Raw genomic sequence first — 21,330 nt, 5'->3', positions numbered from 1 at the left:
GGATTCGAACCCGTGTTACCGCCGTGAAAGGGCGGTGTCTTAACCGCTTGACCAACGGGCCTTGTAGAATTTTGTCGTAACAACGAGTCTTAATATACCACAGTTCTTTTAAAGCTGACAATCTTTTTTTGAAAAAACTTTTCCTTGGTTTCTCTTTTACTTTTCTCAACTAAGATCTGAAATAAAAAAGCTGTGAGTCCATTTATTTCTCTCTCTTCCATTTCACTTTTCCAGGGCCGTGCATGTATTTCCCTGCCCCTCTTCTTATAGATAAATCAACGTGAAATAATTTGTCGTAATTCCAATAAAATTGAACTAATTTTTATAAAAGCATGCTAAATTTCTTCATTATTACTATGTAATTTTATTATATACTTATAGTTATTACATCCATGAAATGGAGGATTGTTAATGGCGAAGCGAAAGAAATTTACCAGTCCTCCAAAGCCTTCCCTGAGGCGGAGTCAGCACAAAACACTCTCATTAACCACGATTATCAAGCGGGTGACCTTTATCATCCTCGGTGCCTGTTTGATGGCGGTTGGATTAGAGCTGTTCCTTGTCCCCAATCAGGTATTAGATGGGGGTATCGTGGGCATTTCAATTATTCTTTCCTATCTAACGGGCTGGAAGCTGGGGTTTTTTATTTTTCTTCTAAACATTCCTTTCTTTTTTCTTGGGTATAAACAAATCGGCAAAACCTTTGCACTGTCTACAGTTCTTGGAATCAGTGTTTTATCATTAGGAACCTTTATGCTCCATTCCGTCCCGGTTTTTACCGATGACCTTCTTTTGGCTACAGTATTTGGCGGAATTACTTTAGGAACCGGGGTAGGGATTGTGATCCGGTATGGAGGATCTTTGGATGGGACAGAAATTTTAGCCATTTTATTTAACAAAAGCAGTCCCTTTTCTGTTGGAGAAATTATTATGTTTTTTAATCTTTTTATTTTTATTGCAGCCGGTTTTGTTTTTGAGTGGGACAGAGCCATGTATTCTGCTATGACTTATTTTATTGCCTTTAAAACAATCGATATTGTGATTCAGGGAATCGACGAATCAAAATCAGCCTGGATTATAAGTGATCATTATGACACGATTGGCGAAGCAATCATCGACCGTCTTGGAAGAGGCGTTACTTATTTAAACGGTGAAGGAGCTTATACGGGAGACGGGAAGAAAGTCATTTTTTGTGTCATTACACGTGTGGAGGAGGCGAAGTTAAAAGGGATTGTTCAGGATATTGATCCTTCCGCATTTCTTGCAGTGGGAAGCATTGCAGAGGTGCGGGGCGGAAGATTTAAAAAGAAAGCCATTCATTAACGACTAGTAATTTGTAACAATTTAACATACTACTAATTTTCTATAGCAAATTCCCATCTTCCACAGGTATACTAAATACAGAAATTTATCGTAGTAGAGGAGAAACGAAAATGAGTAAGCTGACCCCAGTTGCAACCTACCTCGCTGATCATGCGGAGCCGCTGGCTGAACAACTGATCGCATTTAGTCTTAAAAAAATTGAAATTGAAGTTCCAGAGGCGCTTGTGGAAAAATCACGGCAGCTTCATATTTCCTTTTTTACGTTTTTTAGCCAATCCATCCTTTTGCCAAGTGAAAAGGAGGCAGAAGAACAGTTTGTGCAATTTACTAAAGGTCAGCAATATGAACAAAAGTATGTGTTTGATCAACTATCCACTTTGATCAAGCCTTTTGCGGAAACACGGTCCTTTTATAATAAAATTGTTACGGATATTTGCTTAAACTTTGAGCTTGCTGTGGAGGATATCCTCTTTGTTGCGAACCGCTTAAATTATTTACTCGACCTTAGGCTTACCAATTCTATTTTAGACTATGAAAGCTATAAAGACGAGATTGCCAGGAGAAACCGGGAAGAAATTATTGAACTTGCCGCACCAATAGTTCCGCTAAAGAGCGGTATGGCCATATTGCCGTTAATCGGCTCGATCGACCAGGAGCGTGCTGAGCATCTGCTATCAAAGGCTGTACCAAAGCTCAGTACGATGGAAGTTAATTGCTTAATCATTGATTTTTCCGGCATTTATAAAATAGATAATGAAGTGGCAAGTCATATTTTTTCACTTTTAGAAGTGTTAAAGCTCCTTGGAATTGACGCAACCGTAACCGGGCTGAGACCGGAGCTTGCTCAAAGCATTGTCTTAAGCGGCATCGATTTTACCGGGGTTAAAACCTTTTCGAGTGTCATGCAGGCGCTGGATGCCTGATCTAAACAAGAAAAAAAGCATCGGCAGGGAGCCGATGCTTTTTGCTGTCTTATTGAGGACGCCATACGCTTTTAATGACATTTGTCTGCGTGCGGTCAGGCCCCACTGAAAAGATCGATAATGGAATTCCTGTAAGCTGTGATACGCGCTCAAGATAATGGCGTGCGTTTTCAGGAAGCTCATCAAGTGAACGTACACCAGTGATGTCTTCCTCCCACCCTGGAAGCTCTTCATAGACAGGCTCACATTTAGCAAGCGTGCGAAGATTAGCCGGGTATTCTGTAATCACTTCATCGCCCAGGCGGTAAGCTGTACAGATTTTTAACGTCGGAATCCCTGTCAGAACATCGATTGAATTAATTGAAAGATCCGTAATTCCGCTTACACGGCGTGCATGGCGTACTACTACGCTGTCAAACCAGCCCACGCGGCGCGGACGTCCGGTCGTTGTTCCGTATTCTCTTCCTACTTCACGAATCTTATGGCCGATTTCATCGTTTAGCTCTGTTGGGAACGGGCCATCTCCTACACGGGTCGTATAGGCTTTGGATACACCAACTACATGGTTGATTTTAGTCGGACCAACACCGGATCCAATCGTTACCCCTCCTGCTACAGGGTTGGACGAAGTTACATATGGGTATGTACCCTGGTCGATATCAAGCATTACACCTTGTGCGCCTTCAAAAAGAACGCGGCGTGCTTCATCAAGCGCGTTATTCAACACTACCGAGGTATCACAAACATATTTTTCGATTTGCTGACCGTATTCGAAGTATTCTTCAAGGATATCTTCAAGCTTAAAGCCTTCTACTTCATAAAAGCGCTCAAGCATACGGTTTTTTTCTGCAAGGTTATGAGTAAGCTTTTCTTCAAATGCTTCACGGTCAAGTAAATCAGCGATGCGGATTCCCATGCGTGCAGCTTTATCCATGTAAGCCGGGCCAATTCCTTTTTTAGTGGTTCCAATTTTGTTAGCACCCTTGCGCTCTTCCTCTACCTCATCAAGCTTTAGGTGGTAAGGAAGGATAACGTGTGCGCGGTTGCTGATACGCAGGTTTTCTGTGGTGATTCCACGGTCGTGCAGGTATTTAAGCTCTGCTACTAGTGCCTTTGGATCGACGACCATTCCGTTTCCAATTACGGAAATTTTGTCTTTGTAAAAGATTCCGGATGGGATCAAATGTAGCTTGTACGTTTCACCGTCAAATTTAATTGTATGTCCAGCGTTGTTACCGCCCTGGTAACGCGCTATTACTTCTGCATGTTCTGAGAGAAAGTCTGTGATTTTGCCTTTCCCTTCATCTCCCCATTGTGTGCCCACAACTACTACTGAAGACATGAAATGCACCTCCGTCAGGCTGATTAGACCCTTTTTTTCAAACAAGATTAGTGTACCAATCTATCATGGTGACGTCAACTCAAAAAGACGAACATTAATCGATAAAAGGGTCAGTATATTCGTATAAATGGCGGCGGAGCGATACTTTAATGGGGTAAAGAAATATTTTTGTAATTAGGATGTTAGGGGAATATGCGGTCAAAATGAAGAAGTGATTTCCGTTTCAGGGGAATGCTTTCCGCGGGGCGGGGCTTGAGCTAACTTGCGAACGCAAGTGGATCTCAAGCTCCCGCTTTTCCCCGCAGGAGTCATCCCCTTACACTCCAATCACTACGGAAAAAGGTTGTTTGTGCTCTAAAATTTATTGGGTTATGGGTGATTTCCTTTTAATGCTAACCTATATCTTTAAATGTTAAGGAGTATGGAGTACAAATGGAGGGATGATTTGCGCTTCAGGGGCACGCTTTCCGCGGGGCGGGGCTGAGCTAATTGGCTTCGCCAATGGATCTCAGCTTCCCCGCTTCTTCCCGCAGGAGTCGGCCCCTTACACACCAATCACTGAGGTAAAAGGTTGTTTGAGCTATAAAATTTACAGGGTTATGGGTGAATTTCTCTTCATGTAGTTCAATCTTATAATCCTTTCTATGTCTTTAACAGTATCCCTCTCAATAATATTCATACTCCTATCCTAAATGGAAGAGTTGCACTGGCTCAGCAGGAAGAGTCATTTATAAAATTCCGTTTTAAGGAAAATATTTTAAAAAAGAATAGGAAATTGGATTGCCTTTGGAGAAATAAATAGTAACTCAATTAGCTAATGGAGATGATGGGATGGAGAAGTTTAGTTTGTTTGGGAAGATAACGGTACAGGAAGGCGAACGGGAGACGATGGCGGGATTGTTGCTTGAGGCTGCAGAGTCAATGAAGGATCTGGATGAATGTGAGGTTTATCTTGTCAGTATTTCTGATAATGAGCCGAATGCTGTGTTTGTCTATGAGGTGTGGAGCAATGAAGAGGCACATCAAGCCTCATTAGCGCTTGAAGCTACCCAGGAGTTAATTAAACGGGCCAGGCCGATTATTACCGGGATGGAGAGAATCAGTACGCTTAAACTGTTGGGCGGAAAGAAATAAAAAAACGGGTAAACAGCCTGTGCTGTTTACCCGTTTATGCACCAGGCGGCATGCCTGAGTCATCAAGTCTGCGTTCGAGATTAACGAATTTGTTGTATTCCTTAATAAAGGCGAGCGATACGGTTCCGACCGGGCCGTTACGCTGTTTGGCGATGATGATTTCAATCGTGTTCTGGTTTTCACTTTCTTTATCGTAGTAATCGTCCCGGTAAAGGAAGGCGACGATATCGGCATCCTGCTCAATACTTCCGGACTCACGCAAATCCGACATCATCGGGCGCTTGTCCTGACGCTGCTCAACTCCACGGGAAAGCTGTGACAGGGCAATCACGGGCACTTCAAGCTCACGCGCTAACCCTTTCAATGAACGGGAGATTTCAGATACCTCCTGCTGACGGTTTTCGCCAGGCTTGCCGGTTCCATGAATCAGCTGCATATAGTCAATCAGGATCATGCCAAGACCATGCTCCTGCTTAAGCCGCCGGCATTTTGCACGAATATCCTGTACACGCACACCAGGTGTATCATCAATGTAAATTCCTGCGTTTGACAAGCTTCCCATAGCCATCGTCAGCTTACGCCAATCCTCATCGGTCAGGGCTCCTGTACGAAGGTTCTGGGCATTAATATTGCCCTCTGCACAAAGCATACGCATCACCAGCTGCTCAGCACCCATCTCAAGGCTGAAAATCGCGACATTTTCTCCTGTTTTCGTTGCGACATTTTGCGCAATATTCAAGGCGAATGCCGTTTTACCAACAGAAGGACGGGCTGCTACGATGATTAAATCATTTCGCTGAAAGCCCGCCGTCATACGGTCAAGCTCGTTAAAGCCTGTCGCAATTCCTGTAATTTCACCCTTTTGGCTGTTCAGGATCTCGATGTTGTCATACGTTCTGACAAGGACATCCTTCATCGAGTGGAATGCGCTTGTATTTTTACGGTTCGCCACTTCCATGATATTTCGCTCTGCTTCGCCGAGAAGATTTTCTACCTCATCCTCCCGTGCATAGCCGTCCTGTGCAATCGTGGTTGCAGTTCTGATCAAACGGCGCAGCAAGGATTTTTCTTCTACGATGCGTGCGTAATATTCAAGGTTGGCTGCGGTTGGAACAGAGGCAGCCAGGTCGCTGAGATAAGACACTCCGCCAATATCCTCAAGCTCCTTTGCTGCAGCAAGCTCTTCTGTTACCGTAATTAAGTCGATCGCTTTTCCCTTGTCACTCAGGCTCATCATGACTTCAAAAATTCTTTGATGGGAACTGCGGTAAAAATCATCAGGCATCAGGATTTCTGCAGCAGAAATCAAAGCCTGGGGCTCAAGAAAAATTGCCCCAATCACGGCCTGCTCTGCTTCTATATTTTGAGGCGGAATTCGATCCGCAAACTGCTCATTCATCTTTTTATTTCCCCTCCCGCTTTTCTAAAAAGGGTTTTGATCGAAAAAAATGTGATCGATAATGATCACATTTTTTTAAGTATAGCATGAATTCGACCACTTCGGGAGGTCTCCTTATTTTTCCTCGACTACGTGAACTTTCAGTGTCGCTGTGACTTCATTGTGAAGTTTTACAGGGACATTTGTGTAACCAAGAGCACGAATCGCATCGTTTAGCTCAATTTTACGTTTATCAATTTTAATTTTATGTCGCTTCTTTAATTCCTCAGCAATTTGCTTGGAGGTAATTGAACCGAAAAGACGTCCGCCTTCACCAGACTTGGCTGTTAGCTCGATTGTCAGCTCTTCAAGCGTATTCTTTAGCTCCTGTGCCTGCTGAAGTTCCTCCTCCTGGGCTTTTTCCTGTTTTTTCTTTTGTGCATCTAAATGATTCACATTACCGGCACTTGCTTCAACAGCCAGTTTATTTTTCAGGAGGTAGTTGTGCGCGTAGCCATCCGCTACATTTTTCACTTCACCTTTTTTCCCTTTGCCTTTTACATCTTTTAAGAATATTACTTTCATTCTTCAGTGCCCCCCTCAATGTATTCATTTATTGCTGCTTTTAAACGCTCGACTGCTTCATCAATTGTACTATCATAAAGCTGGGTAGCTGCATTGGTTAAATGCCCGCCTCCATCTAATTTTTCCATAATGACCTGGACATTCACGGTGCCAAGTGAGCGTGCGCTGATGCCGACAACATTTTCATCACGCATCGCTACAACGAATGAGGCAGCTACGTCCTCCATTGACAAGAGTGTATCTGCGGCTTGTGCAATGAGGACGGAGTCGTGAATATTTTGATCCTCACCGGTAGCAATGGCCATGCCATGGACAAAGAACTCAACGGTTTCAACCAGCCTTGCCCGCTCTAAGTACGTTGTGACATCCTCACGCAGGAATTGCTGGACAAGCACCGTATCTGCCCCTTGGGTCCTTAGATACGAGGCCGCATCAAATGTGCGCGACCCTGTTCTGAGCGTAAAGCTTTTTGTATCTACAATTATACCAGCAAGCAGGGCAGTTGCTTCAAGCATTGTGATTTTCTCATGCTTCGGCTGATAATCCAATAGCTCTGTCACAAGCTCTGCTGTGGAAGATGCATATGGCTCCATATAGACAAGCAAAGGATTTTGAATAAATTCTTCTCCCCGTCTATGGTGATCGATGACGACAACCTTTTCCGCATTTCTCAAAAGCTTCTCTTCAATAACAAGACTAGGCTTATGTGTATCGACAATGACAAGAAGAGTATCTTCTGTTGCCATTTCGATCGCTTCTTCCGGTGTAATAATATGTGAATAAAGCTCTGGCTTTGTTTTAATCTCATCCATCAACCGCTTAACGCCGCTGTCAATTTGTGAAAAATCAAGCGCTACATAGCCTTCGCGATTATTCATTTGGGCAATCTTTCTAATACCGATGGCAGCACCGATCGCATCCATATCCGGTCTCTTATGCCCCATAACAATGACCTTATCACTTCCGACGATCAGCTCGCGAAGCGCATGGGAAATAACACGTGCTCTGACCCTTGTGCGTTTTTCCATCGGATTTGTTTTCCCGCCATAAAACTTCACCTTGCCGCTTTGCTGCTTAATTGCCACCTGGTCTCCCCCGCGGCCAAGCGCAAGGTCAAGGCTTGATTGAGCCTGAATGCCGAGCTCGGGCAGGGTTTCTGCACCGGAGCCGATGCCAATGCTGAGTGTGAGCGGTACATTTTGCTTAGAGGTCATTTCTCTAATAGAATCCAGAATCGTGAATTTTTCATGCTCAAGATCGCGCAAAATATTTTCATTCAGCACGGCGATAAAACGGTCGGATGATATGCGTTTAACGTAAATATGATGTTCATTTGCCCAATTATTTAATAGCGTTGTGACGGAGCTATTTATATTGCTTCGTGCTGAGTCGTCCATTCCCTGCGTAAGCTCGTCATAATTATCCAGAAAAATGACAGCAAGCACGGTCCGGTCTGCTTCGAATTGCTGTTCTACCTCTGATTGCTCGGTGACATCGAAAAAGTATAGCAGCTTTTCATCCGACTTATGGACAACGCGAAAAATTCTTTCTTGCCAGGTGACTGTTTCCTCCAAGCTTCCTTCTTTTTTTATGACAGGAACAAGCACGTCCGCCACATCATAAAGGGAACGGCCGATCATCGTGCCATCCTCTAAAAAAGTGGAAAGATAAGGATTAGCCCACTCGACATAGAAATCATCATTGTAGAGAAGGATCCCTACAGGCATTTCCATTAATGCTTCTTCTCCCACCCGCTTTATCCGATACGATAAGGTCGAAATATATTCTTCCGTATCCTCAAAAAAGCGCTTCTCGAATGAAAACGAGAACCACAGCAAAGGAGTAACCAGCAAAAAGCCGATTAAGGTGATCCACCAATTAAAAAAGGCGAATACCGCTAAAAGAAGCACTAATGAAACCGAAAGCCCGATCAGTAATCTTCTCATTACACGATGTAGAAAATAAGTTGGCATGCTTTCAGCTCCCAAAACGGATAAATCCGCCTGAATAGTGTTTTTTTATCATATACTCACAGCTGACAGTTTGTGTATGCAGCCTATATTAAAAGAACATTCGTCTGTTTATTGCTGCAGACGTTTACGCAAATCAAAACCTAAGTCTATTATACCTAATATACGCGTAAATGGACTTAATACAATTCCAAAAATCGTCAACAGGACAATTAACCCTTTCCCCCACCCTTTTAAATGGGCAAAGAAATGGATAAAGGAAAGACCCTGCAGGATTAGGATAATCTCTAAGCCAACTTGAAGATTTAAAACCGCCATTGCATAAAGACTACCTTGCTCCGGCGAACTTACAAGCGTTGTAATTAGAATGATTAAATAATACCATATCACACTTTTCGGAAGGGATAACTCGCGAAAAGGGGTAAATTTGGGAACTTGAATGGAAAAGCGTTTGGCAATAGGCAAATTGACGGTAATGATGATCCAAACCATAACTGCTACACCAAAGACCAACAGGGTGGGAAGCAGCATTTCTATCGTGTTCATGTGGGTCGTCCAGTTGCTTTGAAGCTCTGCCACATCTATTCCCGAAGACTCACTCATGGCGAGAAATCGCTCATAGGTTTCGTCCATAACGGTGAACATCTCTTCAATCACATTGATTCCCAACAGGAAGATCGAAATTACATATTGGGTAATAGCGTGAAAAAGAAAGATTACAGTTGATACCAAAAAGATCATCAGCTTGCTTTTATTTTCTTTAATCATCCAGCCAATTGCTGCTCCGGTGGTGCTATAAGCAATAGCTAGCGGAATCGCAAGCAGAGAACCAATTATTCCTGATACACCAATTCCGGCAGCCACCATGATCAAGGTAGACTTTAGAGGGTATTTTGAACTGTAAATAATATAAGGCAGCACTAAAAATAAGTTTACAACCAGCGCCAATGGTGGAATATAAATTGAAATTAGGAGCAATACTGCAAAAAACGCCACGAGTACAGCGCCTTCTGTCAGACCTCTTGCGCTCGAATGTTTCATAAAGTCACCCCAATTATTTTTCCCTGCTAGCTTAATGACAAAACAGGATCACCCTCATTTTATCGGTCCTTTTTCCTGCATTCAACTATTTGAAAATGATTTCGACTAGTTGGTGTATTTTACCCCCTGAAAACCATTTAAAATCCCTTTTCTAATTTTCAAACAAAAACAACCGTTAGTCCTCGGGGACTAACGGTTGCTCGATATGGTTATTCGCCTGTAACGAATGGTAGCAATGCCATTGTACGTGAACGTTTAACTGCAATAGTTAACATACGTTGGTATTTTGCTCTTGTACCAGTAACACGACGTGGTAAAATTTTACCACGCTCAGAAATAAACTTTCTAAGAAGATCTACGTCTTTGTAGTCGATGCTAGTGATGTTATTTGCTGTGAAATAACATACCTTTTTACGACGACGTCCGCCTCTGCGTCCTCCTGCCATGAGATTCCCCTCCTTCTATTTTAAAATTTTTATCGAAATTACAACTTAGAATGGCAAATCATCATCTGAAATGTCGATCGGCTGACCGTCATTTGAGAATGGATCCTTGTCCACTCTTGTGTAATTCTGGTTGTTCTGGTTATTGTCTCTAGGTTGATTCTGACTGAAGTTATTATTTTGGTTCCCCTGGTTACCGCGGTAACCCTGTTCTCCTCCATAATTTCCACCAGACTGTCCGCCAGATGCATTTTTCGGCTCAAGGAACTGAACGCTTTCTGCAACGATTTCTGTTACATATACACGTTTTCCTTCCTGATTATCATAGCTTCGTGATTGAACGCGTCCATCCACTCCGGCAAGGCTTCCCTTTTTCAAAAAGTTAGCCACGTTCTCGGCTGGCCGGCGCCATACAACACAATTAATAAAATCCGCTTCACGGTCTCCCTGCTGATTCGTAAATGCACGGTTAACAGCAAGAGTGAAGGTTGCAACTGCCACACCGCTTGGCGTGTAGCGCAGCTCTGGATCCTTCGTTAATCGGCCCACTAGTACGACTCGATTCATCATCAGAATCAACTCCTTTGTCTTTGATCAGGATTATTTCTATCGAAATACCTTCTCAATGGGTAGCATTTATCATTAAAAATTATTTTTCTTCTTCACGAACCGTCATGTGGCGGACAATGTCATCGCTGATTTTAGCCAAACGGTCAAATTCGTTGATTGCTTCTGAACCAGAAGTCAACTTGACGATATGGTAAATCCCTTCGCGATACTCATTGATTTCGTAAGCTAAACGGCGCTTACCCCACTCTTTTGATTCGATGATTTCCGCTCCGTTAGAAGTAAGGATTGTAGCAAAGCGCTCATTGATCGCTTTCTTTTGCTCATCATCCACATCCGGACGGATAATGTACGTAATTTCGTACTTAGTCATCGTTTTCACCTCCTTATGGTCTATGCGGCCTCCCAATTTTGAGAAGCAAGGAATAATACAAATAATATTACTCACAATATAGGAGTATATCATAGATTTCACATTAATACAATGGAAGGATGCAGTTATGCTCATTTTGTCTTATTAATCGAATACTTTTTGTTTAAGAAGCCTAGTCCCAATGAAAAGCAGCAAAGCGATGACGACATACACCCAAGGGGCGATCACCACTTCCCCTGTTGAAGGAGCTAGAAGAAAGATGGCATAAGGTAGTAAAATGATGGATAGTGCAACACCGCTCCAGGCGGCTTGCTTTGACCGTTCTTTACTGAATGCCAGCTGCTTCATTAATACTATTGCAGCTGCAGGGATGGTAATGAATAAAGCGCCAAATAAAACTAAATGGGAAAGTGCGATCGGCTGTTTTAAAGAAGGGAAGAGAAATTCAATGACACCCATCGTTCCAAACATCCACATAACACCGTAAGAAAACATATAGATAAAAAACAATATTTTACTTGGGACAGATTCCTTTGGAAGTTCATCTACAAGACTTTTACAGTATTCCTTCGGATCAGAACCAAATACATCAACAGCCCGCTTCCTTCTGTCCTGAGCCTCAATTAAATGTTCAAGAAGCTCCATTAAAAGCTCTTCACCTGCTCGTTGGTCTACATTGCTGCTTCTGACATACAGCAGGATGTCTCCGTATATTTCTTCATTTTCATCTGTCAGCTTCTTTCTGCGATCATTGTTCAGCTGAATGTATGTGGTGGTTGTGGCCATTCATTTTACTCCTTCCCTTCAGCAGGATATGGCTGACAGATCCAGCGAGCTTTTCCCATTCTTCCTTGAACCGTGCCAGTGCTTCCTTTCCTTTGTCTGTTAGTGAATAATATTTTCTGTTCGGACCGTTGGTGGATTTAACCAAAGTGCCCTCAATTAAACCTTCTTTTTGGATTCTGAGAAGCACCGGATAAATAGAACCTTCGCTGACAGATTCCAGGCCCTGGTCTGACAGCTTGACGTACAGTTCATATCCGTAGGTTGGTTTTTCTTCAATTACTGCAAGAATGCAGCCTTCCAATACACCTTTTAGCATCTGGCTTTTATTCATTGGAATGCTCCTTTACATCACTATATTGTTATGCAAGTTAGTAGAGTTAAAAAGTAACTTGCTATGCAAGTTAGTAATAGAATATCATTTATTTTAAGTGGTGTCTATATCGAATCTTATTTCCTATTTATCAAATAATTGTCGGGTTATTGTGGGATTAAGCAGATAATAGAAATCAGACGTAATTGCCTTCTCAGTGACACTAACTTGGTTATTCTATACTTTCGGCTTTCCTCTTTCATTCCTATATTTAAAAAACTGCTCCAGATCATTCTTTCTGACCGGAACAGCTTCTCATAATTAAACGTTAAAGCGGAAGTGAATAACGTCTCCGTCTTTTACGATGTATTCTTTTCCTTCTAAGCGTACTTTGCCTGCTTCTTTGGCTGCTGACATGGAGCCTGTACCGACAAGATCCTCATAGGAGACCGTTTCTGCACGGATAAATCCGCGCTCAAAGTCTGTATGAATAACCCCTGCACATTGCGGCGCTTTCATGCCGTGACGGAAGGTCCATGCGCGGACTTCCTGAACGCCTGCTGTGAAGTAGGTAGCAAGACCAAGAAGATTGTAGGTGGCACGGATCAGCTGATCAAGACCTGACTCTTCAATTCCAAGCTCCTCAAGAAACATGGCTTTTTCTTCATCATCAAGCTCAGCAATTTCTTCTTCGATTTTGGCACATACGACAATCACTTCTGCATTGTCCTTAGCAGCAAACTCGCGGACGCGTTCTACGTACTCGTTGCCTGAAGGATCGGCAATTTCATCCTCCCCAACATTTGATACATAAAGCATCGGCTTGCTTGTCAGCAGGTGGAATTGACGAACGATCCTTTGCTGATCATCAGTTAGTTCCACTGTACGTGCAGGGAGGTTATTTTCAAGTGCCTCTTTCACCATTTCAAGCACAGCAAGCTCTGCAAGAGAGTCTTTATCTTTTTGCTTGGCCATTTTGCCGACACGGGCAATACGCTTATCAACCGCTTCAAGGTCAGCTAAAATCAGCTCAAGATTAATTACTTCAATGTCATCGATTGGATCTACTTTTCCTGACACATGCGTGATATTGTCATCAGCAAAACAGCGCACAACCTGAACGATTGCATCCACTTCACGAATATGAGATAAAAACTTGTTGCCAAGCCCTTCCCCTTTACTAGCCCCTTTTACAATCCCTGCAATATCCGTAAATTCAAAGGCAGTCGGGACTGTTTTCTTCGGCTGAACAAGCTCTGTTAATTTGTTCAGACGCTGATCTGGCACCTCAACGATTCCTACGTTAGGATCAATGGTACAGAAAGGATAGTTCGCTGATTCTGCACCCGCTTTTGTAATTGCATTAAACAAGGTTGATTTCCCTACGTTAGGCAAGCCAACAATTCCGGCTGTTAGAGCCATATATCTTCACTCCTCAATTTCTCTTCTATCATAAATGTCCATAGACCGTTCTCTTATTATACAAACCTCACACAATTATAGAGTGATCAAGGATAAAACACAAGTGCCCCGCCCTTTTCACACCAGTCATTTTACCGCAGAAAAAACCCCTCCTGTCATGTATCTCGACTAGGAGGGGGACGTTTATTCTTCGTGCTTTACGAGAATTTTTTTCATTTTACGCGAAAATTCTTTCCTGGGAATCATCACACTGTGGGAGCAGCCTTCACATTTAATGCGGATATCCATTCCCATGCGGATAATCTTCCATTGGTTCGTTCCGCATGGGTGTTGTTTTTTCATTTCTACCACATCGTTTAGGCCGAATTCTTTTTCCTCCACCTCATGTTCCTCCTATTCGCTTTGGGCTCTATTCTTTCTTGTTTTCCCGTACGCATTTTGTTCTTCATCCTGTCTAGAATACATTACCATACGAGGGAAAGGAATTTCGATACCGATCTTATCAAGATGGTTTTTAATATCTTTTCTAAGCGCTCTGGCTACGTACCAGTGCTTCATCGGCTCGGTTTCTGCGATAACCCTCATGACAATATCAGAAGCACCAAGTGTCTGGACCCCTAAAAGCTCGGGCTTGAAAATGATTTCTTCATATTTTCCTTCAAGGGAATCCAATAATTCCTCCAGTGCCCGTTCGGCACGGTCAATATCTTCCTCGTAGGCGATGCTGATATCCACGACAGCAACACTGTTGTGAATGGAAAAATTGGTGACTTCATTCACACTGCCATTAGGAAAAATATGCAGTTCTCCGGTCCAGCTTTTAATTTTTGTGGTTCTCAGTCCGATTTCTTCGACATGACCTTCAGCCTGACCGATTTTCACATAATCTCCTACTGAAAACTGGTCCTCAAAAATAATAAAGAATCCGGTAATGATATCACGCACCAGGTTTTGAGCACCAAAACCGACTGCAAGCCCCAATATTCCTGCACCGGCAATCAAGCCAGTTACATCAATTGAAACCGCCGATAAAATGGTTAATATTGCCACAAAATAAACGACATAGGTCACAATGTTCTGCAGCAGCTTTAACAGCGTTTTTTCTCTTCTTTCTGACACATGAAGAGGAGCCTTAGAACGGATATTAAACACATTTGCAATAATCGTTTTAGCCAGTCTCACGGTAATTCCGGCTATAAGAATAATGAAGATGATCTTAATGATGGTAAATCCAAGCGAAAGCCAAATTTCTTCATCAGCAACATATTCAATGAATGACTGCCACATAGGACTGAATGTTTGCACTTCCAAGCACATCCTTATAAAATTCAAAACGTTTTTTCTATTTTAACAACTAACCGCATAGATTAAAAACAATAACAGAGTAATAAGACAAATATTCTTACGGCTGTTCGAGATTGGGTACATATTGACCCGGAAAACGTATGTGCCTTTTTTAAAATGGCAATGCTTAACTTATCCTCTTAAAAAGGAGATAGTTCAGATGACAATGAATTTACAGCCCAGCAGGCAGCCGTTACGCTCCACCTCTTATCGAAGCCATATGGATGATCCGATGACCGCTCACTTTCTATCAAAAGAGCTTGCACAAAGGTATCCTTCATCCGTTGAATCCATCGTCTTTGTCTGTATCGGGACAGATCGTTCAACTGGTGATTCACTGGGCCCGATCATTGGAACCTTAGTCCAAAAAAGAAGCCTTTCACAGGTGCATATTTACGGGACGTTAAAAAATCCCGTTCATGCGTTAAACCTGGAAAAAACCATTAAACTAATAGAAAAAGTTCATCCTGATGCTTTTATTGTCGGAATTGATGCATGCCTTGGCCAGCAAACGAGTGTAGGATTTATTGAAATTGGTAACGGACCCGTTCGTCCCGGGGCAGGCGTACAGAAAAAACTTCCGGATGTCGGCCACATCCATATCATGGGGATTGTAAATGTTGGTGGATACATGGAGCTAACAATGCTTCATAATACCCGTCTTTATGTGGTAACGGAAATGGCGAACATCATTGCCGACGCCATTCATTATTCCCATATTCTCCGCCGAAAAAACCATACCGGCACACGAAATATCCTGACTTCAGGAAGACCTACAATCCCTGATACCAGTAAACAAGAGAGACAATAGCCGCTACGACCAATATCCCTGGCAGCAGGTTAGCTACCCTGATTTTTGTAATGCCGATTAAGTTCAACCCAATGGCAAAAATCATTACGCCCCCTGTAGCGGTCATTTCAGCAATAAAGCTATCCATTAAGGCATCAGGTACAAAACGGTCAATCTGCGTGGCAAATAAAGCGATTGACCCCTGATAAAGAACCACCGGAACAGCAGAAAAAAGAACCCCCACACCGAGTGTAGAAGCTAAAATAATCGATGTGAACCCATCAATGATGGATTTCGTGTACAGCACCTGATGGTCACCGCGTATTCCACTGTCGAGGGCACCGATTACAGACATCGCCCCGATGACAAAAATTAGCGTGGCTGTGACAAAGCCCTGAGAAATGCTTGTGTCACCGTTTGTTCCGGCTTTTCTTTCAATCCACCGTCCAACTGCATTTAATTTATCATCCAATCCAATCCATTCCCCAATGACTGCTCCAATCACCAGGCTTAAAATGACAATTAAATAATTCGTGCTTTGAAACCCCATTTGAAGACCAAGTACGACGACTGCTAATCCAATCGCAGACATAACGGTCGCCTTCATCTTGTCAGGAATGCGCTGCAGCAGCTTTCCTAACAGTGTACCAATAATAATTAAAGCACCATTCACGAGCGTTCCTAACAATACCATCCTTTACCCTCTTCTCTTTAGGCTGAATGCAACGATCCATTTATTCAAGTAAACACGACCCGGGAGATCTCTCTCATCGAGTCGTGTTTTTTTAATCATGCTGATTTACATTGATAAGAGATAAAATTCGGTCAAGGTCATCATCTGACATGAATTCAATCTCAATTTTCCCTTTTGTCTTGCCCTTCTTAATGGCCACACCTGTTCCAAATCGTTCGCGAAGCACACCTTCATGCTCCCGATAAAATGGATTTGGCTTTGAAGCTTTTTTTGTTTCACGTGAAACATTATTCGCTTCCTGCACGAGTTTTTCAAGCTGCCTGACGTTCAGCTTTTCTTTTATCACCCGGTCGGCCATCTCCTGCAGGCTGGCCTTTTTTTTCAGGCCAAGCAATGCCCGGCCATGACCCATCGATAATTCACCTGCAGCGATCTTGTCCTGTATTTCTTCCGGCAGTCCCAGTAAACGGATATGATTCGCTATATGCGGCCGGCTTTTACCAAGTGTTTTTGCAAGCTGGTCCTGGGTCATATTAAGCTTTACCATCATCACTTCATATGATCTCGCTTCTTCCATCGGCGTTAAATCTTCCCGCTGAAGGTTCTCAAGCACGGCAAGCTCCATCATTTCTTTGTCAGAAAGCTCCCTGACAACTGCAGGAATGTGATCCAGTCCTGCTCCCATGGAAGCACGGAACCTTCTTTCACCTACCACAATTTCAAAGCCCTTAATGCTTTTACGCACGATTATGGGCTGGAGAACACCATGCTCCCGAATCGAATTTGTGAGCTCTTCAAGTGCCTCCTGCTTGAAAACCTTTCGAGGCTGGTAAGGATTTGGCCGTATATCCTTTAACAGCAGCTGCTGGACCTGCTCATCCTCTACGGAAGACATGTTTTTAAACAATGCCCCTACGCCCTTACCTAACCCTTTAACCATTTCTAATCACTTCCTTCGCCAGTTCAAGATACACTTCTGCCCCTCTTGACTTAGGATCATACAAAACAACTGGGAGCCCGTGACTTGGTGCTTCGCTCAAACGGACATTGCGCGGAATAATGGTACGGTAGACTTTGTCCTGAAAGTATTTCTTCACTTCTTCAATGACTTGAATTCCGAGATTTGTTCTTGCGTCAAGCATCGTTAGGAGCACACCGTCGATCAGCAGCCCGTGGTTCAAATGCTTCTGGACAAGGCGAACGGTACTGAGAAGCTGACTAAGTCCTTCCAGCGCGTAGTATTCACATTGAACAGGGATAATGAGAGCATCTGAGGCTGTGAGGGCATTTAATGTTAAGAGCCCTAATGAAGGTGGGCAGTCGATAATAATATAATCATAATTCGGCTGAATTTCCTTAAGGGATTTTTTCAGCCTTACTTCGCGTGAGACGGTAGATACGAGTTCAATTTCTGCGCCTGCCAGTGAGATTGTTGCCGGGATCGCATGAAGATTTTCAACTGCTGTTTCTCTTATTATAGGACGGATATCAGCATTGTCTACTAAAATATCATAGATGCATTGATCCACTTCTCCTTTATCGATTCCCACGCCGCTTGTGGCATTTCCCTGGGGGTCAACGTCGACTAGCAGTACTTTTTTGCCAAGGTAGGCAAGACAAGCGCTTAAATTAACGGAGCTTGTGGTTTTTCCGACTCCGCCTTTTTGGTTTGTAATGGCGATAATTCTTCCCATTCATTTCACCTATCCTTATGTGCCGGGAACTGTCTGAATGTTTTCAGCATGCCAATTACTTAAGAGCAGCCTTTTTATCCGGGCATTCTTTGTATATATTTTAACAGATTTTTAACGTTTTTTGGTATGTTTTGAGAGAAATGAGAAGAACGTACTGTGGTGGGGTAATTAATCCTTCGAATTTTGAGTGTTAAGGGTAAAATCTTTTTAATGGGGCGTGTTGATTTCCGTTTCAGGTGGATGCTTTCCGCGGGGCGGGGCTGAGCTAATTGGCTTCGCCAATGGATCTCAGCTTCCCCGCTTCACCCCGCAGGAGTCACCACCTTCCACTTCAATCAACTCCTTGGGAATATATTTGGTTCTATGAATTTAGCCTGTTAAGAAAAAATTACCTCTAAATTAGACATGTTAATTTCCGCTGCAGGGGCATGCTTTCCGCGGGGCGGGGTTTGAGCTAACTTGCTTCGCAAGTGGATCTCAAACTCCCGCTTCATCCCGCAGGAGTCAGCCCCTTCCACTTCAATTAATCCTTAGATAATTTTTTCAGTTCTTTAAAATTAGAAAGTTAGAAGTAGAATCCCATTTTACTAAAATAGATTTATATCCAGAACACTTCGATACCTCTTCCGCTCCAATTAACCCTTGAGAAATTTATCTATTCTTCAGAATCCTCTAATCTTATATATAGTATAAGAATTACAAAAATGAGGGATTTCCTTAAATCATAGACGGAAAAGTCCGAACAATATATTTCGATTGACTTAACCACCCTCTTTTTTTAACTGCTATAAATAATATTTAATTCATATATTACCTAAGACCTTCCTCCAATTAATCACAACAGTTGTGAGAATTTTTAAAAAAGTGTTTGTTTTAGCAGAATTATGTGCTATATTCTGTATTAAGTTCAATATATTAATTTAAGTTCAATATATTGAACAACATTAAGGGGGGATTTATTTGGTTGACTCATATCACTTCTACCTACCTACCAAAGTTTTTTTCGGGGTGGATGCTCTACATAGGATTTCAGAAGTGTTGGAAAAAGAAGACTCTTCTCATGTCTTAATTATTACGGATAAAGGGATTGTTAAGGCAGGATTAGTAGATGCTCTCGAGAAAAAATTAAATGACTTAAATGTTATTTATAATGTTTTCGACGAAGTTGAGCCAAATCCCAAATCATCTACAATATCGAAAGGATTAGAGATGTCCAAACTCCATGATTCTACTTTAATTATCGGTTTAGGTGGAGGTAGCAGTATTGATACCGCAAAAGCTATAGCAATTATGAGGAGAAATGACGGAAGTATTTTAGATTATGAGGGAGTTGGTCTGGTAGTAAATAATCCATTACCTACTATTATGATTCCAACAACAGCTGGTACAGGCAGTGAAGTAACTGCATCGACCATAATCACGGATGAAAATACACTTTTTAAAATGGCCATCATCAGTGAAAAAATATTTCCTACATACGCAATTGTTGACCCTGTCCTCACGTTAGGATGTCCTAATTTCATTATTAGTTCTACAGGAGTAGATGCTTTAACTCACGCTATAGAATCATATTTATCAAAACAGAAAAATGGTATTGTGTCTGAAATTGCACTGAAAGCAATTAAGCTAATCAATGAAAATATAAGTACTTCCTATTTCAGAGGAAATGATCTTCAAAGTAACTCTCGAATGTTAGAGGCTTCAATGCTAGCAGGAATGGCCTTTTCACAAACAAGATTAGGTAATGTCCATGCTATTTCCCAATCTTTCGGTGGCTTGTTCAATATTCCGCACGGATTTGCAAATGCAGTTTTACTTCCATATGTATTGGAGTTTAACTATAAAGCAGCTGTTGATGATTTTTGTGAAATTGCTAAAGCAATGAATCTATATCAGGATTCTAAAACCAAAAATGAAAACGCTTACTCTGTAGTTGAGAGAATTTTAGAACTAAACGAAGAGTTAGGAATACCTAAAACAACAAAAGATTTAGGCGTGGATTTAGAAAAATTAGATGTACTAATTCGTGATTCAATGCGTAGTGGAAATATTCATGTAAATCCACGGATTACATCGTCAGAAGATATTAAAGAAATAATAATCAACTCTTATGAAGGTAAATTATGAATAAAGGAGGAGTTAAAATGAAAGCGCTTAAATTTTTTCTAGCTACATTATTGCTCTTATTTCTTGCCGCGTGTAATAGTAGTTCAAATGGAAGTGAGGGTTCAGCCTCGGTTAATGATGGAGATGTTTACACATTAAAAGTTGCTCATTCTTCAGCAGCAACAGACGATCGTTTAGAAAATTCATTACAGGAATTCAAAAAGTCGATTGAAGAAAAGTCTAATGGACGTATTAAGGTTGAAACATACCCAAATAGTCAATTAGGTGCTGAACGCGAAACGCTTGAAGGTGTTCAAAACGGTTCTATTGAAATGGCAGTTATTTCAACTGGTCCGTTTTCAGGTTTTTCAAAATCAATGATGGTGCTTGATCTTCCTTATCTATTTAAAAACGGTGACGAAGCTTTTGAAGTTTTAGATGGGGAATTTGGTGATCAATTATATGAACAATTATTACAAGACACAGGTATGCGCGGATTGGCTTGGGGAGAAAATGGTGTCCGACATATGGCGAACAATATAAAAGAGATTGTCACTCCGGAGGATTTATCAGGATTAAAGATTCGCACCCAGGAAAACCAGGCACATATGGATATGATTTCTGCGTTTGGCGGCAATCCAACTCCGATTGCGTTTAACGAACTATATAGCAGTCTGCAGCAAGGTGTAATCGATGGATACGAAAATCCATTCTCCCTGATAGTAGGAATGAAATTCTATGAAGTAACAAAATTCATGACCTTAACAAATCATGTATATGGGGTCTACGCATTCGTAATTAATGAGGATGCTTATCAAGCACTGCCAGAGGATTTACAGCAAATTTTAAATGAGGAAGCTCAAACTTGGGCAGAGACTGAGAGACAAATGAATCAGGATCAGGAAGCTGAAGGACGGAAAGTAGTTGAAGAACATGGTGTTACGATTACTGAGCTTACAGACGATCAATTTAATGAGTTCCGTGATTTGGCTAATCCTGTGGTACAAGAATATCGTGATGTTGTAGGAGCAGATATTTTTGATCTTCTGATGGAAAAATTAGAAGCTTATCAATAAATTTACTTTTTCGAAGACTCTTTCTTCGA

General features: G+C 42.0%; 22 protein-coding genes. 6 read left to right on the top strand and 16 right to left on the bottom strand.

The window, feature by feature from the left end; translation table 11 throughout:
* Positions 1–411: 411 nt before the first annotated feature.
* Both C4B60_RS20895 and C4B60_RS20890 read left to right on the top strand, forming a co-directional pair.
* The gene (locus tag C4B60_RS20895) at positions 412–1,323 is read left to right on the top strand and encodes a YitT family protein (protein WP_104059905.1); all 912 of its coding nucleotides are present in this window, start codon (positions 412–414) and stop codon (positions 1,321–1,323) included.
* Between the two features lie 110 nt (positions 1,324–1,433).
* The gene (locus C4B60_RS20890; protein ID WP_104059904.1) at positions 1,434–2,246 is read left to right on the top strand and encodes an STAS domain-containing protein; all 813 of its coding nucleotides are present in this window, start codon (positions 1,434–1,436) and stop codon (positions 2,244–2,246) included.
* 49 nt (positions 2,247–2,295) lie between these two features.
* On the opposite strand, the gene C4B60_RS20885 is transcribed toward C4B60_RS20890, so the two are convergent.
* Positions 2,296–3,588, bottom strand: coding sequence for an adenylosuccinate synthase (locus C4B60_RS20885; protein WP_104059903.1), 1,293 nt, complete (start codon positions 3,586–3,588; stop codon positions 2,296–2,298).
* A gap of 831 nt (positions 3,589–4,419) precedes the next feature.
* On the opposite strand from C4B60_RS20885, the gene C4B60_RS20875 reads away from it, so the two are divergent.
* Positions 4,420–4,722: a putative quinol monooxygenase gene (locus C4B60_RS20875; protein ID WP_104059901.1), complete on the top strand. Its 303-nt coding sequence runs from the start codon at positions 4,420–4,422 to the stop codon at positions 4,720–4,722.
* 34 nt (positions 4,723–4,756) lie between these two features.
* On the opposite strand, the gene dnaB is transcribed toward C4B60_RS20875, so the two are convergent.
* From dnaB to C4B60_RS20815, 12 genes are all read right to left on the bottom strand, one after another.
* Entirely contained in the window at positions 4,757–6,121 is a 1,365-nt protein-coding gene (gene dnaB, locus C4B60_RS20870; RefSeq protein ID WP_104059900.1) for a replicative DNA helicase, read from the bottom strand.
* A gap of 114 nt (positions 6,122–6,235) precedes the next feature.
* Complete coding sequence (gene rplI, locus C4B60_RS20865; RefSeq protein ID WP_104059899.1) at positions 6,236–6,685, bottom strand: 50S ribosomal protein L9; 450 nt, start codon at positions 6,683–6,685, stop codon at positions 6,236–6,238.
* Positions 6,682–8,658 (bottom strand): DHH family phosphoesterase, encoded by a 1,977-nt coding sequence (locus tag C4B60_RS20860; protein WP_104059898.1) that lies wholly within the window; start codon positions 8,656–8,658, stop codon positions 6,682–6,684. Before C4B60_RS20860 ends, rplI begins: the two co-directional genes overlap by 4 nt.
* Before the next feature lie 108 nt (positions 8,659–8,766).
* Positions 8,767–9,696 carry a YybS family protein gene (locus C4B60_RS20855; protein ID WP_104059897.1) on the bottom strand — a complete coding sequence of 310 codons (930 nt, stop codon included), beginning with the start codon at positions 9,694–9,696 and terminating at the stop codon, positions 8,767–8,769.
* Positions 9,697–9,905: 209 nt separating this feature from the next.
* On the bottom strand, positions 9,906–10,142 hold the full coding sequence (gene rpsR, locus C4B60_RS20850; RefSeq protein WP_104059896.1) for a 30S ribosomal protein S18: 237 nt from the start codon (positions 10,140–10,142) through the stop codon (positions 9,906–9,908).
* A 45-nt stretch (positions 10,143–10,187) separates the two neighbouring features.
* A complete protein-coding gene (gene ssb, locus C4B60_RS20845) occupies positions 10,188–10,709 on the bottom strand; it encodes a single-stranded DNA-binding protein (RefSeq protein ID WP_104059895.1) in 522 nt (173 codons plus the stop codon).
* A gap of 79 nt (positions 10,710–10,788) precedes the next feature.
* Entirely contained in the window at positions 10,789–11,079 is a 291-nt protein-coding gene (gene rpsF, locus C4B60_RS20840; protein WP_104059894.1) for a 30S ribosomal protein S6, read from the bottom strand.
* 144 nt (positions 11,080–11,223) lie between these two features.
* The gene (locus tag C4B60_RS20835; protein ID WP_104059893.1) at positions 11,224–11,865 is read right to left on the bottom strand and encodes a DUF1129 family protein; all 642 of its coding nucleotides are present in this window, start codon (positions 11,863–11,865) and stop codon (positions 11,224–11,226) included.
* Positions 11,828–12,196, bottom strand: a complete 369-nt coding sequence (locus C4B60_RS20830; RefSeq protein WP_104059892.1) for a PadR family transcriptional regulator — start codon at positions 12,194–12,196, stop codon at positions 11,828–11,830. Before C4B60_RS20830 ends, C4B60_RS20835 begins: the two co-directional genes overlap by 38 nt.
* A 300-nt stretch (positions 12,197–12,496) precedes the next feature.
* Positions 12,497–13,597 carry a redox-regulated ATPase YchF gene (gene ychF, locus C4B60_RS20825; RefSeq protein ID WP_104059891.1) on the bottom strand — a complete coding sequence of 367 codons (1,101 nt, stop codon included), beginning with the start codon at positions 13,595–13,597 and terminating at the stop codon, positions 12,497–12,499.
* A gap of 183 nt (positions 13,598–13,780) precedes the next feature.
* Positions 13,781–13,978 carry a DUF951 domain-containing protein gene (locus tag C4B60_RS20820; protein ID WP_104059890.1) on the bottom strand — a complete coding sequence of 66 codons (198 nt, stop codon included), beginning with the start codon at positions 13,976–13,978 and terminating at the stop codon, positions 13,781–13,783.
* A 12-nt stretch (positions 13,979–13,990) separates the two neighbouring features.
* Positions 13,991–14,884, bottom strand: coding sequence for a mechanosensitive ion channel family protein (locus tag C4B60_RS20815; protein ID WP_104059907.1), 894 nt, complete (start codon positions 14,882–14,884; stop codon positions 13,991–13,993).
* 217 nt (positions 14,885–15,101) lie between these two features.
* Between C4B60_RS20815 and yyaC the strand changes: the two genes are divergently transcribed.
* Positions 15,102–15,752 (top strand): spore protease YyaC, encoded by a 651-nt coding sequence (yyaC, locus tag C4B60_RS20810; protein ID WP_104059889.1) that lies wholly within the window; start codon positions 15,102–15,104, stop codon positions 15,750–15,752.
* Here the strand turns inward: yyaC and C4B60_RS20805 are convergent.
* From C4B60_RS20805 to C4B60_RS20795, 3 genes are all read right to left on the bottom strand, one after another.
* On the bottom strand, positions 15,715–16,425 hold the full coding sequence (locus C4B60_RS20805) for a DUF554 domain-containing protein (RefSeq protein WP_104059888.1): 711 nt from the start codon (positions 16,423–16,425) through the stop codon (positions 15,715–15,717). The two genes, yyaC and C4B60_RS20805, sit on opposite strands and share 38 nt — an antisense overlap.
* Positions 16,426–16,516: 91 nt before the next feature.
* The gene (locus tag C4B60_RS20800; RefSeq protein ID WP_104059887.1) at positions 16,517–17,365 is read right to left on the bottom strand and encodes a ParB/RepB/Spo0J family partition protein; all 849 of its coding nucleotides are present in this window, start codon (positions 17,363–17,365) and stop codon (positions 16,517–16,519) included.
* Positions 17,358–18,119 carry a ParA family protein gene (locus C4B60_RS20795; RefSeq protein WP_104059886.1) on the bottom strand — a complete coding sequence of 254 codons (762 nt, stop codon included), beginning with the start codon at positions 18,117–18,119 and terminating at the stop codon, positions 17,358–17,360. Before C4B60_RS20795 ends, C4B60_RS20800 begins: the two co-directional genes overlap by 8 nt.
* A gap of 960 nt (positions 18,120–19,079) precedes the next feature.
* On the opposite strand from C4B60_RS20795, the gene C4B60_RS20790 reads away from it, so the two are divergent.
* Together C4B60_RS20790 and C4B60_RS20785 are read left to right on the top strand one after the other, a co-directional pair.
* On the top strand, positions 19,080–20,246 hold the full coding sequence (locus C4B60_RS20790; protein WP_245154070.1) for an iron-containing alcohol dehydrogenase: 1,167 nt from the start codon (positions 19,080–19,082) through the stop codon (positions 20,244–20,246).
* A 17-nt stretch (positions 20,247–20,263) separates the two neighbouring features.
* The gene (locus C4B60_RS20785) at positions 20,264–21,301 is read left to right on the top strand and encodes a DctP family TRAP transporter solute-binding subunit (protein ID WP_167578724.1); all 1,038 of its coding nucleotides are present in this window, start codon (positions 20,264–20,266) and stop codon (positions 21,299–21,301) included.
* The last annotated feature ends 29 nt before the right edge of the window (positions 21,302–21,330 follow it).

The organism is Jeotgalibacillus proteolyticus, from assembly GCF_002926065.1.
In the GTDB taxonomy this organism is placed as follows: Bacteria; Bacillota; Bacilli; order Bacillales; family Jeotgalibacillaceae; genus Jeotgalibacillus; species Jeotgalibacillus proteolyticus.
This window is presented reverse-complemented; position numbering and strand designations above follow the sequence as displayed.